Raw genomic sequence first — 16,554 nt, 5'->3', positions numbered from 1 at the left:
ATCCCGGCCCGATCTCAAATCGAGGCATTTTCGCGGAGGTTTTCCGCCAATTTCGGCGTATTTCCGCGGTTTTTCACTAGTCGTCCGTCAGGGTGACGCCCACGCCACCAACCAACGTTGCAGAAATGTTATACAGGACTGCCGAAAGCATGGAGAGCGCGGTCAACAGGACCACGTTCACCACCGCAATGATGGTGGCGAAAGACGCCACCTGGCCCAGGGAAGCAATCTTCTTCAGTTCGAATCCGCTGCCCTCGGAACCCGCGAGGGTTCCCAGCAAGCTATCCACCTGGTTGAAGATGCCCGTGAGATCCAGCACAGTCCAGAGCACGATCGCGGCGACTACCGTGACAATGCCCAGAGCTACAGACAGCAGGAACGCCATCTTCAGTACGGACCACGGGTCAACCTTGCTGACCAGGAGGCGTGCACGGCGAACCTTGGCCTTGGGAGCCGGCTTTACCAAGCCCGGGGCACCCTGGGCTGGACGCTGGGCCGTGGCACCCGCTGGGCGCTGTCCGGGCTGGGCCGGGCGCTGTCCCGGAGCGCCGGCGGGTCGCTGACCTGCCTGGGCCGGACGCTGTCCTGGAGCTCCTGCCGGCCGCTGGGCGGAATTAGTTCCGCTTGCGGGCCGCGCTCCAGCTGCGCCGGAACCGGTGGACCCGGTTCCGGGACGCTGCTGGGGTCGCGCAGGCGTTCCTGGCTGTGCGCTGCCCGAGGGCTGCCGGAGTCCGCCGGGGACACCTGTGCTCGGCTTGGGATATGAGTCGGAATTACTCACTCGTTACCTCCGGTGTTGTCTTCGTTCAGCTCCGCGCCCGTTTCGATTTCCGGGTCTGCGTCGTTTTCCGTTTCGGCCGTTGCGGTCGCCTCGGGGACGCCGTCGTTTGCAGCCAACGTTACGTCATCGTCGAGTCCGTCCTCGGACTCTTCGCCTTCCAAACCGCGTTCGCTGTTGCGCGCAACCTCGATAATGCGGTCATTCTTATCCGGCTTGGCGAAAATGACGCCCATGGTGTCGCGCCCCTTGGCGGGGACGCCTGTCACGGCCGAGCGGACAACCTTGCCGCCCTCCATGACCACCAGAACTTCGTCCTCTTCCTGCACGATCAGGGCGCCTACAAGGTCCCCACGGTCTTCGGCGAGCTTGGCCACCTTGATGCCCAGGCCACCACGTCCCTGCAGGCGATATTCGTCCACAGCGGTCCGCTTGGCGTAACCGCCTTCGGTTACCACGAAGACGAACGAGCCATCCTGGACCACGTCAGCGGCCAGGAGTTCGTCATCTTCACGGAACTTCATACCCGTCACACCGGATGTAGCGCGGCCCATGGGACGCAGTGCGTCATCGGTCGCTGTGAATCGGATTGATTGGCCCTTGCGGGACACCAGAAGCAGGTCATCGGTCTCGCTGACAAGCTGGGCCGAGACGAGCTCATCTTCGTCACGCAGGTTGATGGCGATAACACCGGCCGTGCGGTTGGTGTCGTAATCCTCCAGACGCGTCTTCTTGACCAGGCCGTTCTTGGTGGCGAGCACCAGATACGGGGCCTGCTGGTAGTCGCGCAGGTCCAGGACCTGTGCGATGTGCTCATCCGGCTGGAAGGCCAGCAGGTTGGCAACGTGCTGGCCCTTGGCATCACGTCCGGCTTCGGCCAGTTCGTAAGCCTTGGCGCGGTAAACCCGGCCCAGGTTGGTGAAGAACAGCAGCCAGTGGTGGGTGGTGGTCACGAAGAAGTGCTCCACGACGTCGTCGCCGCGCAGTTGAGCACCCTTGATGCCCTTGCCACCTCGCTGCTGCGAGCGGTAGTTGTCGCTTCGAGTCCGCTTGACGTAACCGCCGCGGGTAATGGTGACAACCATTTCCTCTTCGGGGATCAGGTCCTCCATGGACATGTCGCCATCGAAGCCCATCAGGATATGCGTGCGCCGGTCATCGCCGTGCTTGGCTACGATCTCCGCGAGTTCTTCGCTGATAATCTGGCGCTGGCGTTCCTCCGAAGCAAGGATCGCGTTGTATTCCTCGATCATCGCTTCGAGTTCCGCGTGCCGGTCCTGGATCTTCTGGCGTTCCAGGGCGGCCAGGCGGCGGAGCTGCATATCCAGGATGGCACGGGCCTGGAGTTCATCGATTTCCAAAAGCTCCATGAGCCCTTCGCGGGCTGCTTCCGTGGTGTTGGAAGCACGGATGAGGGCAATGACCTCGTCCAGCATGTCCAAGGCCTTCAGGAGTGCACGGAGAATGTGCGCTTCTTCCTCGGCTTTGCGCAGGCGGTAGCGGGTACGGCGTGCGATGACGTCCATCTGGTGCGCAACCCAGTGCCGGATGAAGGCATCCAAGCTCAGGGTGCGCGGGACGCCGTCGACAATCGCCAGCATGTTCGCCGAGAAGTTGTCCTGCAACTGCGTGTGCTTGTAAAGGTTGTTCAGGACCACCTTGGCCACGGCGTCGCGCTTGAGCACGATCACCAGGCGCTGGCCGGTACGGCCGGAGGTTTCATCGCGGAGATCCGCAATGCCGGAGATCTTGCCGTCCTTGACCAACTCAGCAATCTTGATGGCCAGGTTGTCCGGGTTTGCCTGGTAGGGCAGCTCGGTCACCACAAGGCAGGTACGGCCCTGAAGTTCCTCCACATTGACCACAGCGCGCATGGTGATGGAGCCGCGGCCGGTACGGTAGGCGTCTTCGATGCCCTTGTGGCCCAGGATGGTGGCGCCCGTGGGGAAGTCAGGTCCCTTGATGCGCAACAAGAGTGCTTCGAGGAGTTCTTCGCGGGTCGCCGTGGGGTTGTCGAGTGCCCACTGGACACCATCAGCAACCTCGCGGAGGTTGTGGGGCGGAATGTTCGTCGCCATGCCGACGGCGATACCCGAGGATCCGTTGACCAGCAGGTTGGGGAAACGCGCCGGCAGGATGGTGGGTTCCTGGTTCTTGCCGTCGTAGTTGTCCTGGAAATCGACGGTTTCCTCGTCGATGTCGCGGACCATTTCCATGGCCAACTGGGCCATCTTGGTTTCGGTGTAACGCGGTGCGGCAGCGCCGTCATTACCGGGCGAACCAAAGTTGCCCTGGCCCAGTGCCAACGGGTAGCGCATGGTCCAGTCCTGGATCAGCCGGACCAAAGCGTCGTAGATCGCCATGTCACCGTGCGGGTGGTACGTACCCATGACGTCGCCCACAACGCGTGCGCACTTGTTGAACGAGCGGTCGGGGCGGTATCCGCCGTCGAACATCGCGTACAGGACGCGGCGGTGTACGGGCTTAAGACCGTCACGGACGTCCGGAAGGGCACGGCCGACAATGACGGCCATCGCGTAATCGAGGTAGGACCGCTGCATTTCCGTCTGCAGGTCCACCTGCTCCACGCGGTCAGTCAGCACATCGCCCTCAAGGATGACGTCCTCGGCGTTGGATTCCGCCGGGACTTCGGGAGTTTCGTCACTCATAATCTAAGTTTTCCGTTTCAGGTATATGTCAGTTCTGGAATATTCGGTGGCCTTATGAGCCCCTAGATATCGAGGAACCTGACGTCCTTGGCGTTCTGCTGGATAAAGTTACGGCGTGATTCAACGTCCTCGCCCATCAGGACTGAGAATGTCTGATCGGCGGCCAGTGCGTCGTCCATGGTGACCTGCAACAGCGTGCGGCGGTCCGGGTCCATGGTGGTGTCCCACAACTCGGTGTAGTCCATCTCGCCAAGACCCTTGTAGCGCTGGATGCCGTTGTCCTTGGGAAGTCGCTTGTTCATGGCGGCACCCTTGCGGATGGTTTCATCGCGTTCACGGTCGCTGTATACGTAATCGTGGGCAGCGTTGGACCACTTGATCCTGTACAGCGGCGGCTGGGCGAGGTAAACATAGCCGTTCTCGATGAGGGGGCGCATGTACCGGAACAGGAGCGTCATGAGCAACGTGGTGATGTGCTGGCCATCAACGTCAGCATCGGCCATCAAAACGATCTTGTGATAGCGGAGCTTTGAGATATCAAAATCTTCGCCGATGCCCGTTCCAAAAGCCGTAATCATGGATTGGACTTCCGCGTTACCGAGGGCCTTGTCCAAGCGGGCACGCTCAACATTGAGGATCTTGCCGCGCAGGGGCAGGATGGCCTGGGTCTCGGGATTGCGGCCGCGCTTGGCCGAACCGCCTGCAGAGTCACCCTCCACCAGATAGACCTCGCAGCGCGAGGGATCCTTCGAAGAGCAGTCGGAGAGCTTGCCGGGCATGCCGAACGATTCCAACGGGCTCTTACGGCGGGCATTGTCGCGGGCCTTCCGTGCGGCCATGCGCGCCTGGGCAGCCGAAATGGCCTTACGGATCACGTCGCGGGCGGGGCCGGGGTTGCGTTCCAGCCAGTCACCCAGCTGGTCAGTGACCACGCGCTGGACGAAGCCCTTGACCTCGGAGTTGCCCAACTTGGTCTTGGTCTGGCCCTCGAACTGCGGTTCGGACAGCTTGACCGAGATAACCGCCGTCAAACCTTCACGGATATCATCACCGGTCAGGTTGTCTTCCTTCTCCTTGATAATGCTCTTCTCACGCGCATAACGGTTGATGAGCGAGGTCATCGCGGCGCGGAAGCCTTCTTCGTGCGTTCCGCCCTCATGGGTGTTGATGGTGTTGGCATAGGTGTGGACGCTTTCCGAATAAGCGGTGGTCCACTGCATGGCAACTTCGACGGCGATGTGCCGCTCAGTGTCTTCGGTCTCGAAAGCGATGACGTCCTCGTGGACGATTTCCACCTTCTTGTTCGAGTTAAGGTGCTTAACGTAGTCCAGCAGCCCATCCGGGTACTGGTAAACCACCGTGCGGTGCTCTGCGGCGACTTCGCCTTCGGTTGCAACAGCATCGAGATCAAGATCGTCGTCGCCCTCGCGTGCAACGGGACGCTCATCGGTCAACGTAATGCGCAGACCCTTGTTCAGGAAGGCCATCTGCTGGAAGCGCGCGCGGAGCGTCTCGAAATCGAATTCGGTGGACTCAAAGATGGTCCCATCCGGGTAGAACGTCTGGGACGTTCCAGTAACGTCCGTGGCTTCACCCTGAACGAGTTCGCCTTGGGGCTTGCCGCCGTCGGCGAAGGTCATGCGCCAAACGTGACCCTGACGGCGGACTTCCGTGTCCACGCGACGCGACAGTGCGTTGACCACGGAGATACCCACACCGTGCAGGCCACCGGATACTGCGTAACCGCCGCCGCCGAACTTGCCACCAGCGTGCAGGATGGTCATGACAACTTCAACCGTGGGCTTGCCTTCGGTCGGGTGAATGTCCACCGGGATGCCGCGGCCATCATCAACAACCCGGACGCCGCCATCAGCGCGAAGCGTGACCTCGATGTGGCTGCAATAGCCGGCAAGGGCCTCGTCAACAGAGTTGTCCACCACTTCATAGACCAAGTGGTGCAGGCCTCGGGGACCGGTAGAACCGATGTACATGCCGGGGCGTTTGCGCACGGCTTCGAGGCCCTCCAGCACGGTAATGTCGCTGGCACCGTACTCCCTGGGCGCCTCCGTGGGCGTGTCAGGCTTGGGAACAGTCTCCTCTTCGGGCTCTACTGCCAAGGTCTCTGCATTGTCGTTAGCCACAGGCGCTTTCGACTCCTCTGTACTCGATGTCGGCCGTTCCCGGTGCTGCCCGCAGTGAACCGCGGCCGCCAACGGGCACGTGACTGATTGCGCCGATTACTCCGACGAAGGGGTCTCCGATGCCACCAGAGTGGATTCAGGACCTGGACGACGTTTCACCGGCGCTCAGTGATCTACGCCAATTCTATCGTGGATACGCGTGAATCCTTGCAAATACGGGGGCAGCCGAGAGCTGAATATGCCCATGGGAGGCCACTGGCCCTATCTGCAATGGCCCTGCGGTGGTCCCGATGGGGGTCCATACGGCTCAGGGGCGTTCAATCGCCCTGCACGCCGTTTAGCCGTACGTGTCCCTGGGGCCCCGACCATTGACACTTCGCCCGCCTTTTCGCCAACTCGGAGCCGAGGGCCCCAACACCTGGATGCTGGTGACCACCCCTTCGCCGAGCTCATTGCAGAACATCTCCAGCAAACTGCTGCTCAACAACCGCAGTTGCGTGGCCCATGCCGTGGAATCGCATCGCACATGCAGGGTTGTATCGGTGAAACTCTCCGGGGTGCAGTGGGCCGAAATATCCGCACCAACCAGGGTCTCCCATTCCGCCATGACAGAGCCAACCGCCACAGGAGACGTCCAGCCGCGTTCAGCCACCAGACGGCCAACCACATTTCCCAGGCCCAAGGGATCCCTGCCGCTGCCGTGGAACTGGGCAAAACCCCTTGTATCGCGCAGGCCCTTGCGTTTCGGGGCAGAACCAGGCCGTGGGGCTCTTTGCCGCACTTCTCCCCGGGCTGCAGCGGCCTCGCGCATGCGGTTCAGGGCCGCTTGGGCAGCATCAATCTCGTCCGGATCGCGTCCAGGTTGAAGTCCGTCGCGGCTATCCTTCGCCATCGATGCCTCCCGGAACAACGGTTACGCGCCGTCCGGCCAGCTCCTCAGGGATATCTGCGTCGACGGCGGCAGTCACCAGTACCTGCTCGGCACCGGCAACTATTGCAGCAAGTTTACGCCGCCGCTGGACATCGAGTTCGGCAAAAACATCGTCCAGGATGAGAATCGGCGCGGTGCCACCGGTGCGGGCATCATCCAGCATCACATAGTAGGAAGCCAGCCGCAGGGATAAGCACATGGACCACGTTTCGCCGTGGGAGGCATAGCCCTTGGCGGGGGCTTGGCCCAGGATAAGTTCAAGTTCATCCCTGTGCGGACCTACCAGCGAAATCCCACGCTCCAGTTCCTTTTTCCGGGACATTGCGAAAGCCTGGATGTAGCGTTCAGTGAGTTCGTCTACCGACAAGAGCCGGAGGTCATCAACCGACGGCGAAGGTTCCGCTCCGTGATCGGCCGGGCCGCCGTCGTCGTCCAGGACGCCTTGGATGGTTGACCTGTAGATGGCGCCGGCTTCCTTGGACCCGTCGGTGAGCTGCGCATAAGCGTTGTTCAAGTGGGGACGCAATCGTTCCACGAGTTCAAGGCGGGCGTGCAGGAGTTCGGCACCTGCCCGGGCCATGTGCTGGTCCCAAACATCCAGTGTCGCTTCGTGGCCGGCGGTGAATTTGCCGGCCCGGGCCGATTTCAGGAGGGCGTTCCGCTGCTTCAGGACGCGATCGTAGTCACTTCGAGTGGCCGCATGGCGCGGAACAAGGCTGACCAACAACTCATCCAGGAAGCGCCTGCGGTTCGACGGGTCGCCCTTGACGAGCGCCAGGTCTTCCGGCGCGAACAATACTGTTTGGCAGATGCCCAAAATGTCCCTGGCGCGGACCGGGTTGCTTCGGTTGATGCGGCCCCGGTTGGCGCGTCCGGCATTGATCTCCAGCTCGATGACCGTTGACTGCTCTCCGCGGACCAGCCTGGCACGGATCATGGCGCGCTCTGCGCCGAAGCGGAGCAAAGGCGCATCCGTGCTCACCCGATGTGAACTCAGCGTGGCCAGGTACCCGATGGCTTCCATCAGATTTGTCTTGCCGATTCCGTTGGAACCAACCAGGACAGTCACGCCGGGGCCGAGCTTCAGGTCAACCTGTGCATAGCTGCGGAAATCCGTCAGCGAAAGATGTTCTAGGTACACGCCGTTTGCAGGACTCCTGCGGCCTAGTTGGCCGGACGGGTGGCGTGCCCGCCAAACTGATGGCGCAGGGCGGAAACCATCTTCATGGCAGGAGAGTTGTCTTCACGGGAAGAGAAACGGGCGAACAGTGCAGCCGTGATTGCCGGAGCCGGTACAGCGTTGGCAATGGCTTCCTCCACCGTCCAGCGGCCTTCGCCTGAGTCCTCAACGTAATCATCAATCGAGGCCAGACCAGGATCTTCGTCCAGTGCTTTGACCATAAGATCCAAGAGCCAGGACCGGACGACGGTTCCTTTTTGCCACGCACGGAACGTCCCCGGAAGGTCCTTCACGATGTCCTTGGCTGCCAGTAGTTCGTAGCCTTCCGCGTAGGCCTGCATGAGGCCGTACTCGATGCCGTTGTGGACCATCTTGGCGTAGTGGCCGGCGCCGACTCCGCCAACGTGAACGAAGCTGTCCGCGCGTTCGCCTTCAGGGCGCAAGGCATCGAAGACCGGCATGGCAAGCTCGATGTCTTCATCGGCCCCGCCAGCCATGAGTCCGTAACCGTTCTCCAAGCCCCACACACCGCCGGAAACTCCGCAATCGGCAAAGCGGATGCTCTTCTCCGCGAGTGCAGCAGCGTGCTTCTGATCTTCGGTGAAGCGTGAGTTGCCGCCGTCTATCACCAGATCGCCGGGGCTGAGCTTGTCGCCGAGTTCCGTCACGACAGAATCGGTGATGGCGCCTGACGGAACCATGACCCACACGAGTCGCGGAGTGGGCAGAGCGGCAATGAGTTCATCCACTGACGCGACATCGGTGACGTCCGGATTGCGGTCGAAACCCGTGACCTCGATGCCGCCGTTCCGCATGCGTTCCCGCATGTTGAACCCCATTTTTCCAAGGCCGATCAGTCCGATGTGCACAGTGCAAACTCTTTTCTGCGAAAGCGGGTGGGTGCTTGCCGATTAGTTGGGAAGGCGGACCGGCATCACGAGGTAGCGGTAGTCGTCCTGGTCTTCGCCGTCCGCTTCAGCCTGGGCCGTAATCATGGCCGGCTTGGGGGCGGTGGTGAAGGAGAAGCGAACGTACTTGGTTTCGATGACGCTCAAGCCTTCAACGAGGTAATGCGGGTTGAAGGCAACGGTGATGTCTTCGCCGGAAAGCTGGGCCTCAAGTTCTTCGGAAGCCTGCGCGTCCTCGCCTGTACCGGCGTCGAGGTTCAGCAGACCCTGGGTGAAGGCAAGCCTCACCGGAGTGTTGCGTTCGGCAACGAGCGATACACGGCGGACAGCCTCCACCAGTTCCTGGGTTTGAACCGTGGCATGAATGGGCGTGGAATCCGGGAAAAGGGAGCGGATCTTGGGGTAGTCGCCGTCCACCAGAAGTGAGGTGGTGGTGCGCCCGCCACTTTCAAAGCCGATGAGGCGGCTGTCGTCGTCAGCCAGGGCCAGGTTGATGTCGCCGCTGCCACCGAGGGTCTTGGCAACCTCGTTCAGAGTCTTGGACTTCACCAAAGCGCTGGTGGAAATTCCAGGGGTGACGGGCTTCCAGGGAACTTCGCGCATGGCAAGGCGGTAACGGTCTGTGGCGAGGAGCGTGATGAGATCGTCTTCGATCTCCATGCGAACGCCAGTGAGGATCGGCAAGGTGTCGTCCTTGCTGGCCGCGATGATGACCTGGGAAACGGCCTGGGCAAAAGCATCACCAGGCAAGGTGCCGCTGATTGCCGGCAAAGCCGGGAGTGCCGGGTATTCGGATTCAGGCATGGTGGCCAGGTGGAAGCTGCTTCGGCGGCAGCTCAGTGTGACTTTGCTTCCGTCGGTTTCGACTTCGACCGGCGCAGAGGGGAGGCTGCGGCAGATGTCTGCCAACAAGCGTCCTGATACCAGGATGGTGCCCTCAACGGCGATGTCTGCGGGAATTTCCAAGCGAGCCGAGGTCTCGTAGTCGAAGCTCGAGAGGCTAACGGTGCCTGCTTCGGCTTTGAGCAGGAGACCGGAAAGCACCGGTACGGGCGGCCGCGGAGACAACGACCGCGCGGTCCACGTAACGGCTTCTGCCAGGACGTCGCGGTCGACTCTGAACTTCACGGAAGGGTGCCGCCTTTCATTGCTGCTGCCATGTAATAGCTGCGGATTCCTGCTTGGAGTCCGCTAAGTCTTCGCAGTCCGGCACCGGAACCTGCATGGTCCGCACTCAGCGAACTACAAACAGACCCAAGGATGGGAGCGCTGCTGACAGCTTAGCCGGAAGATCCGCGATTAACCCATCCCCGTTCGGACGGACCCTGCGTATGTGGACAGCCGCAGGCTGGCCTCGGCCTGGCCGGTGGCCGGGCTCGAAGTGTGGCAGAACGAGATTGTTATTTGAGGGATTTCAATTTTTTGGGATTCGTAGTGTTAATAACTGCTGTGGAAACTGTGGATAACCCCATCTCGCCGCGCAGTTCCGCGGTTAAGCCCTGTTCACGGACTGTGCGTTAACTGGGTTTTAAACAGGGTGTGGATGGGGACAACTCCCAGGGCCGTTTTTAACGATCCACAGACGGCTTAAGGGTTTTAAGCCCATTAAGCACGCTTGTCCCCTTAAGTATCCACAGGCTTATCCACATGCACCTGTTAATAAGGTATGTAGTGGCGGGTGCGATGTGGGTTCAGGAGTCGCGCTGCTGCTGTTTGATGCGGTTGGTCAGCTCGGTGACCTGGTTGTAAATCACACGACGCTCTGCCATCAGCTCGCGGATCTTGCGGTCCGCATGGATGACTGTGGTGTGATCGCGTCCACCGAGCTCCTGCCCGATCTTGGGCAGCGACATGTCCGTCAGCTCGCGGCACAAGTACATGGCTATTTGCCGCGCAGTGACCAAGGTCCGTGTGCGGGACTTGCTGCAAAGCTCTTCCATGCTGAGCTTGAAGTAGTCGGCAGTCTGGTCGAGGATCTGCTTTGCCGTGATTTCCTGGGCGCCGTCATCAGTGATCAGGTCCTTGAGGACCATCTCGGCAAGGGCTACGTCCACGGGCTGGCGGTTGAGGCTCGCAAAGGCGGTAACGCGGATCAGAGCGCCTTCGAGTTCACGGATGTTGCTGGAGATCTTCGAAGCGATGTACTCCAGGGCATCGTCCGGTGCCGAGAGACCCTCGCTAAGACCCTTCTTGCGGAGGATAGCGATGCGCGTCTCGAGTTCGGGCGGCTGGATGTCCGTCAGCAGGCCCCATTCGAAGCGGGATGTCATGCGGTCCTCGAAGCCGGCGAGCATCTTGGGCGGCTGGTCCGAGGTGATCACAACCTGCTTGTTGGCGTTGTGCAGCGCGTTGAACGTGTGGAAGAACTCTTCCTGGGTCCGGTCTTTGCCCGCCAGGAACTGGATGTCATCGATCAGGAGCACGTCCACGTTGCGGTACGTGGTTTTGAAGCTGGTGCCTTCATCGTCACGGATGGAGTTGATGAAGTCGTTGGTGAACTCTTCGGAGTTCACGTAGCGGACTCGGATCCCGCTGTAGAGCCGGCGGGCATAGTGACCGATCGCGTGGAGCAAGTGGGTCTTACCGAGACCCGAATCACCGTAGATGAACAGCGGGTTGTAGGCCTTCGCCGGCGCTTCCGCCACAGCCACTGCCGCAGCGTGTGCAAAGCGGTTGGAAGAACCGATCACGAAAGTATCGAAAATGTACTTCGGGTTCAGGCGCCCGAATTCATGCGAGGTACTCGGGGGTGTGGGCTGCGGCTTCGGCTCGGCGAAGTCGGAAACAGCAGAAAGTTCGACGACGGGTTCCGGCTCAGCGTGGACGGGCACCAGATCGGTATCAACGTCGATTGCGCAGCGGATGTCGTCCGAGAAGACATTGCGGAGGGCATCATCCAAAGCGTCCTTGACCTGCGTCTGGAGGACTTCGCGGGTGAGTTCGTTGGGTACGGCCACCAGCAGAGTTGAACCGATGAGGCCCTGAGCCTGGGCGAGGATGACGAAACCGCGCTGACGGGGTGAAACCCGGTCGTCCTGTTCCATGAGGCTCAGCACCCTGCGCCAGGAACTTCCGACAGTGTTGGCGTGGTTGGCTTCGTCTACTGTCATCAATCAGTTCCTAAATACTTGCTTGCCGGCGTTGCTGGCAGCCGAAGTCACTCCGGCGGCGCTGTTCTGGGCAATAATCCACAGAGTTATACACAGCGGGTGGACAATGGGCTACTGAGCCACTCTAGGGGATGAAATCGCTAGAAGATAGCTGGGAAGTTGCCTGTGGATAATTACACCGGTGTGGTTCTGGAAAGAGGCCTGTGAGCCACTTCATCCACAGGTTGGGAACGGTGGTTGGACACAGCTGTGGATAGGCCTCCGGCAGGCTCCCGGTTTGACTGTGGGTGCCTTTTTGCCCTAACGTTGTGAAGTCCTTTGTGTCCGCTTTTGAGATCAGTTGTAACTCCGTACGTTCACCGTGCGGGAGGCAACGGCGGCAGGCACATACAAAACTTAGCGTCGGCCAGTTCTTCCCCTTTTTTGATCGGGTGGGCGCACCTTTGATCCACTGGAGTAACTAACGTGAGCAAGCGGACTTTTCAGCCGAATAACCGCCGTCGGGCCAAGAAGCACGGCTTCCGCCTTCGTATGCGCACCCGTGCCGGCCGCGCCATCCTGGCTGCCCGTCGCGGCAAGGGCCGCGTCGAACTGTCGGCGTAAATAACTGACTTGTCGGTCAGGGTCTTTTTGCGGGTTCGACGGTGCTAGCCACCCCTAACCGTCTGCGGACGTCTACCGACTTTTCAACAACTGTACGTTCCGGCGTCCGCAATGGACGCCGGAACTTAGTGTTATATACGGCCTCTATCGGGGCCGGGGAGCCGAGTCGAATCGGCTTCATTGTCTCCAAAGCCGTCGGGAACGCCGTGACCAGGAACCTCGTTAAGAGGAGACTGAGAGAAGCAGGCGCACTTTCCTTGCACACGCATGGAACGGGTCTGGCGGTCGTGGTCCGGGCGTTGCCCGCAGCTGCATCTGCCAGCTGGGAGCAACTGCTCTCGGACTACAACGCCGCACTGGCAGTGACGACGAAGCGATTGAGTGGTTCAGCTCCACGCAACGCTTCGACTGAACACAACGGCACCACAACGGAAGGGACACCGCGTGCATGACATAAGCACCGCCGTCGTTCCTTCTTCAAGCGCGCCCTCCGGACAGGTTCCCTCGAGGAATCTGTCCGCTGCGGTGGGCACCTTCCTTTGGGATTTGCCGCGCAACATCCTCATTCTCTTGCTGAAGACGTATCGCAAGGTCATCTCGCCCCTGTACGGCCAGGTTTGCCGTTTCTTTCCCTCCTGCTCGGCCTACGCCTTGGAAGCAGTGACGGTGCACGGCGCCGTGAAGGGTAGCTGGCTTGCAGCCAAGAGGCTCGCCAAATGCCACCCCTGGAACGCTGGTGGAGTGGATCATGTCCCCGCCGGCCATCGTCATTGGCCCGAAGGCCAGACGCCCACAATTGTTGTACTGAACAATCCGGACCAGTTCCTGGCTGCTCAGGCTGATGAAGAAGGCCGCTCGGCGGCCTAACGAATAGGGATATCGTATGGACTTCTTTGAAACAATCATGTTTCCGTTCAAGTGGCTGGTGTCAATCATCATGGTTGGCTTCCACGAGGGACTGAGCTTCATTGGCCTGCCCGCCGCGAACGGCTGGACGTGGACTCTGTCTATCATCGGCCTCGTGTTGGTGATCCGTGCCGCCCTGATTCCTGTCTTCGTCAAGCAGATTAAAGCCCAGCGCGGTATGCAGCTCCTGCAGCCGGACCTGAAGAAACTTCAGACCAAGTACAAGGGCAAGACCGATCAGCTCTCCCGCCAGGCCATGGCGCAGGAGCAGATGGCGCTGTACAAGAAGCACGGGACCAACCCGTTCTCGGCATGTTTGCCGATGCTGATCCAGATGCCGTTCTTCTTCGCGCTGTTCCAGGTGTTGTCGGGTATCACCGCGGCCCGAAACAGCGGCAAGGGCATCGGGGCAATGAGTGCCGACCAGGTTGTCCAGTTCGATGAATCCAGCATCTTTGGTGCCCCGCTCTCTGCATCGCTGCTCCACGGTGGTGCTGGTGGCAACGAGGTCGCAGTCTGGATTCTCTCCATCGTGATGATCGTGGCCATGACGGCCTCGCAGTTCATCACCCAGAAGCAGATCATGGCCAAGAACATGTCCGAAGAGGCCATGGCCAGCCCGTTCATGCGGCAGCAGAAGATGATGCTCTACATCCTGCCGCTCGTGTTCGGTATCGGTGGCATCAACTTCCCCATCGGCGTCCTCATCTACTGGACCACCACCAACCTCTGGACCATGGGCCAGCAGTTCTTTGTCATCCGCCGTATGCCCACCCCGGGCTCACCCGCTGCCAAGGCACTGGAGGAACGACGCGCCGCCAAGGGCCTCCCGCCGTTGCTGGGTGGCAAGAAGACCGCGGACGCTGCCGCTGAAGCCGAAGCTGCTGCCGCTGCAGCAGCTGAGATCCGTGCCCAGCGCGTCCAGCCACAACGTAAGAACAGGAAGAAGAAGTAATGTCTGCCGAGAGCACTGAAGAAGTTATTGCCCCTGTGACTGAAGAGCAGGAAGCCTCCACGGAAGAAACCCAGTCCAAGACGGCCAGCCGTTTGGAAGAGGAAGGCGACATTGCCGCCGACTACCTCGAGGAACTCCTGGATATCGCCGACATCGACGGCGACATCGACATTGAAGTCCGCAACGGACGCACCTACATCTCCATCGGCGCCGATGAAGAATCCGCCGCTTTGGACAGCCTGGTAGGGCGCGACGGTGAAGTTCTTGAGGCACTGCAGGAGCTTGCGCGGCTCTCCGTTCTTTCTGCAACGGAAAACCGCTCGCGTCTGGTTCTGGACATCAACGGATACCGCAAGGAGCGTGCGGGCGTCCTTCAGCAGATCGCCGATGACGCCGTTGCCAAGGTGAAGTCCGACGGCGGAACTGTCGCCCTTGAGCCGATGAGCGCTTACGAACGCAAGATCGTGCACGACGCTGTCGCCGACCTCGGATTCGTTTCCGAGTCCGAAGGCGAAGGCGCTGGCCGCCACATCGTTGTATCGGCTGACTAGCAGCTCATGGTTGAAATTACCGCAGCTGAACTGGAAGCGGCAGAGAAGATTTTTGGGGAGCGCCTGGATCTTGCCAAGCGCTACGTGGAACACCTCGCAACGTCAGGAACTGAGCGTGGGTTGATTGGTCCGCGCGAGATTCCCCGTTTGTGGAGCCGGCATGTTCTCAACTGTGCCGTCATTGAATCCGCGATTGCCATGGACAGCCACGTGGCTGACGTCGGATCCGGCGCAGGCCTCCCGGGCCTCTGCCTGGCGATTGCCCGTCCAGACCTGGAACTGACGCTGATTGAGCCGCTGGAACGCCGAGTCATCTGGCTGCAGGAAGTCGTGGACGACCTCGGCCTGGACAACGTCACCATCATGAGGACGCGTGCCGAACTGGCAGTTGGAATGGTGGACGCGGATGTGGTGACGGCCCGAGCGGTGTCTGCACTCACCAACTTGGCAGGACTGACCATCCCCCTCCTGAATGGCCACGGCGAAGTAGTTGCCATCAAGGGCCGCAGTGCTGCCGAGGAGATTGAGAAGGCAAAGAAGGTCATACGCAAACTTGGCGGCGTGGAAACGTCCGTTGTTGTTTGTGGACAGGAGCTTTTGGAGGAACCCACCACCGTGGTGAGGATTATCGTCAACAAGCCCGGAAAGACGGCGTAGGTCCCGCTCGGTTTCCCGCGTGTCGGCGGCTGAGCGGTTAGGCTAGAGAACGGCAGCAAGCGCCGAATGAGAGTGAGAGTGTGACCAGTGGGCAGTAGTGAAACCTCCACGCAGCGGATCCCCCCGTTTATGTCTTTGGGGTCCGCGCGGGCCATGGCCACACCCTCTGCGTCCCTTCAATCCGCGATTGTGCGCACTAATTCAGTTGATAATGCGGCCGTTTCACGTGAAACCGTTTCAGATGGAGTGCACAACGTCATGGATTCCATTGATGATTCAAGCCCCATCGCCCGCCAGCTGGCCAACGAGACCCGGCGTCGTGAGCGCTTGATAGGCCGCGAACTGCCCAAGCCGGAGGGGACACGGATCTTCACAGTGTCCAACCAGAAGGGCGGAGTGGGTAAGACCACTACGACGGTCAACATCGCAGCTGCCTTGGCGTCCGCCGGACTCAACGTCCTGGTGATCGACATCGATCCGCAGGGCAACGCATCGACGGCCCTGGGCATCGAGCACCATGCCGATGTGGACAGCATCTACGATGTCCTGATAAATGACCTCCCCTTGAAGGATGTTGTGGCGCCGTGCCCTGACATCCCCAATCTGATCTGCGCGCCCGCCACTATTCACCTGGCTGGCGCTGAGATCGAACTCGTGTCACTGGTGGCCCGCGAGCAGCGGCTCCGACGTGCCATTGACGTCTACGCCAAGGAGCGGGAGAAGAACGGTGAAGGCCGGCTGGACTTCATCTTCATCGATTGCCCACCCAGCCTGGGACTGCTCACCGTCAACGCGTTCTGCGCAGCCAGCGAAGTCCTCATTCCCATCCAGTGCGAGTACTACGCCCTGGAAGGCTTGAGCCAGCTACTCAAAAACATTGAGATGATCCAGAAGCACCTCAACGCTGATCTGGTAGTTTCCACAATCCTTTTGACCATGTATGACGGCCGGACGAACCTTGCCGCTCAAGTCGCATCAGAGGTCCGCCAGCACTTCCCCGAGCAGGTCCTCAGTGCTGTGGTTCCGCGCTCTGTACGCATCTCTGAGGCGCCGAGCTACCAGCAGACGGTCATGACCTACGATCCTTCATCGAGCGGCGCGCTGTCCTATATGGAAGCCGCCGCCGAAATCGCTGAACGCTAGAATTCTTGAAACACTGCAACAG

General features: G+C 60.5%; 15 protein-coding genes. 7 read left to right on the top strand and 8 right to left on the bottom strand.

Going from position 1 to position 16,554, the window contains the following annotated elements:
* Positions 1-76 precede the first annotated feature (76 nt).
* The 8 genes from BMY91_RS12010 to dnaA form a co-directional block, all read right to left on the bottom strand.
* The gene (locus BMY91_RS12010; RefSeq protein WP_090822151.1) at positions 77-781 is read right to left on the bottom strand and encodes a DUF3566 domain-containing protein; all 705 of its coding nucleotides are present in this window, start codon (positions 779-781) and stop codon (positions 77-79) included.
* Positions 778-3,447, bottom strand: coding sequence for a DNA gyrase subunit A (gene gyrA, locus BMY91_RS12005; protein ID WP_143054068.1), 2,670 nt, complete (start codon positions 3,445-3,447; stop codon positions 778-780). Before gyrA ends, BMY91_RS12010 begins: the two co-directional genes overlap by 4 nt.
* A gap of 62 nt (positions 3,448-3,509) precedes the next feature.
* The gene (gene gyrB / locus BMY91_RS12000) at positions 3,510-5,588 is read right to left on the bottom strand and encodes a DNA topoisomerase (ATP-hydrolyzing) subunit B (RefSeq protein ID WP_090822149.1); all 2,079 of its coding nucleotides are present in this window, start codon (positions 5,586-5,588) and stop codon (positions 3,510-3,512) included.
* 337 nt (positions 5,589-5,925) lie between these two features.
* Positions 5,926-6,480, bottom strand: a complete 555-nt coding sequence (locus BMY91_RS11995) for a DciA family protein (RefSeq protein ID WP_090822146.1) — start codon at positions 6,478-6,480, stop codon at positions 5,926-5,928.
* Entirely contained in the window at positions 6,467-7,660 is a 1,194-nt protein-coding gene (gene recF, locus BMY91_RS11990) for a DNA replication/repair protein RecF (RefSeq protein WP_090822144.1), read from the bottom strand. Before recF ends, BMY91_RS11995 begins: the two co-directional genes overlap by 14 nt.
* A gap of 23 nt (positions 7,661-7,683) precedes the next feature.
* Positions 7,684-8,568, bottom strand: coding sequence for a phosphogluconate dehydrogenase (NAD(+)-dependent, decarboxylating) (gene gnd / locus BMY91_RS11985; protein ID WP_090822142.1), 885 nt, complete (start codon positions 8,566-8,568; stop codon positions 7,684-7,686).
* 42 nt (positions 8,569-8,610) lie between these two features.
* Entirely contained in the window at positions 8,611-9,735 is a 1,125-nt protein-coding gene (gene dnaN, locus BMY91_RS11980) for a DNA polymerase III subunit beta (RefSeq protein ID WP_090822140.1), read from the bottom strand.
* 563 nt (positions 9,736-10,298) lie between these two features.
* Positions 10,299-11,717 (bottom strand): chromosomal replication initiator protein DnaA, encoded by a 1,419-nt coding sequence (gene dnaA / locus BMY91_RS11975; RefSeq protein ID WP_024818846.1) that lies wholly within the window; start codon positions 11,715-11,717, stop codon positions 10,299-10,301.
* 465 nt (positions 11,718-12,182) lie between these two features.
* Between dnaA and rpmH the strand changes: the two genes are divergently transcribed.
* The 7 genes from rpmH to BMY91_RS11940 all read left to right on the top strand — a co-directional run bounded on the left by rpmH (position 12,183) and on the right by BMY91_RS11940 (position 16,532).
* A complete protein-coding gene (gene rpmH, locus BMY91_RS11970; RefSeq protein ID WP_011776797.1) occupies positions 12,183-12,320 on the top strand; it encodes a 50S ribosomal protein L34 in 138 nt (45 codons plus the stop codon).
* 41 nt (positions 12,321-12,361) lie between these two features.
* Positions 12,362-12,772, top strand: a complete 411-nt coding sequence (gene rnpA, locus BMY91_RS11965; protein WP_090822139.1) for a ribonuclease P protein component — start codon at positions 12,362-12,364, stop codon at positions 12,770-12,772.
* Complete coding sequence (yidD, locus tag BMY91_RS11960; protein ID WP_090822137.1) at positions 12,702-13,187, top strand: membrane protein insertion efficiency factor YidD; 486 nt, start codon at positions 12,702-12,704, stop codon at positions 13,185-13,187. The genes rnpA and yidD overlap by 71 nt, the downstream gene beginning before the upstream one ends.
* A gap of 16 nt (positions 13,188-13,203) precedes the next feature.
* Positions 13,204-14,181, top strand: coding sequence for a membrane protein insertase YidC (gene yidC, locus BMY91_RS11955; RefSeq protein WP_062072211.1), 978 nt, complete (start codon positions 13,204-13,206; stop codon positions 14,179-14,181).
* Positions 14,181-14,732 carry a Jag family protein gene (locus tag BMY91_RS11950; protein WP_090822135.1) on the top strand — a complete coding sequence of 184 codons (552 nt, stop codon included), beginning with the start codon at positions 14,181-14,183 and terminating at the stop codon, positions 14,730-14,732. Before yidC ends, BMY91_RS11950 begins: the two co-directional genes overlap by 1 nt.
* A 6-nt stretch (positions 14,733-14,738) precedes the next feature.
* Complete coding sequence (rsmG, locus tag BMY91_RS11945) at positions 14,739-15,389, top strand: 16S rRNA (guanine(527)-N(7))-methyltransferase RsmG (RefSeq protein WP_090822133.1); 651 nt, start codon at positions 14,739-14,741, stop codon at positions 15,387-15,389.
* A gap of 87 nt (positions 15,390-15,476) precedes the next feature.
* A complete protein-coding gene (locus tag BMY91_RS11940; protein ID WP_254779860.1) occupies positions 15,477-16,532 on the top strand; it encodes a ParA family protein in 1,056 nt (351 codons plus the stop codon).
* Positions 16,533-16,554 lie beyond the last annotated feature (22 nt).

The organism is Arthrobacter sp. yr096, from assembly GCF_900108925.1.
GTDB lineage: Bacteria > Actinomycetota > Actinomycetes > Actinomycetales > Micrococcaceae > Arthrobacter.
Note: the sequence above shows the minus strand (reverse complement) of the source record. Positions and strands in the feature narration are given on the sequence as shown.

What these genes read in the sequence shown, in the direction of transcription:
- gyrA (WP_143054068.1), bottom strand. Translation starts at nt 3,447, where the DNA reads ATGAGTGACGAAACTCCCGAAGTCCCGGCGGAATCCAACGCCGAGGAC.
- BMY91_RS11995 (WP_090822146.1), bottom strand. Translation starts at nt 6,480, where the DNA reads ATGGCGAAGGATAGCCGCGACGGACTTCAACCTGGACGCGATCCGGAC.
- dnaA (WP_024818846.1), bottom strand. Translation starts at nt 11,717, where the DNA reads ATGACAGTAGACGAAGCCAACCACGCCAACACTGTCGGAAGTTCCTGG.
- yidC (WP_062072211.1), top strand. Translation starts at nt 13,204, where the DNA reads ATGGACTTCTTTGAAACAATCATGTTTCCGTTCAAGTGGCTGGTGTCA.
- BMY91_RS11950 (WP_090822135.1), top strand. Translation starts at nt 14,181, where the DNA reads ATGTCTGCCGAGAGCACTGAAGAAGTTATTGCCCCTGTGACTGAAGAG.
- rsmG (WP_090822133.1), top strand. Translation starts at nt 14,739, where the DNA reads ATGGTTGAAATTACCGCAGCTGAACTGGAAGCGGCAGAGAAGATTTTT.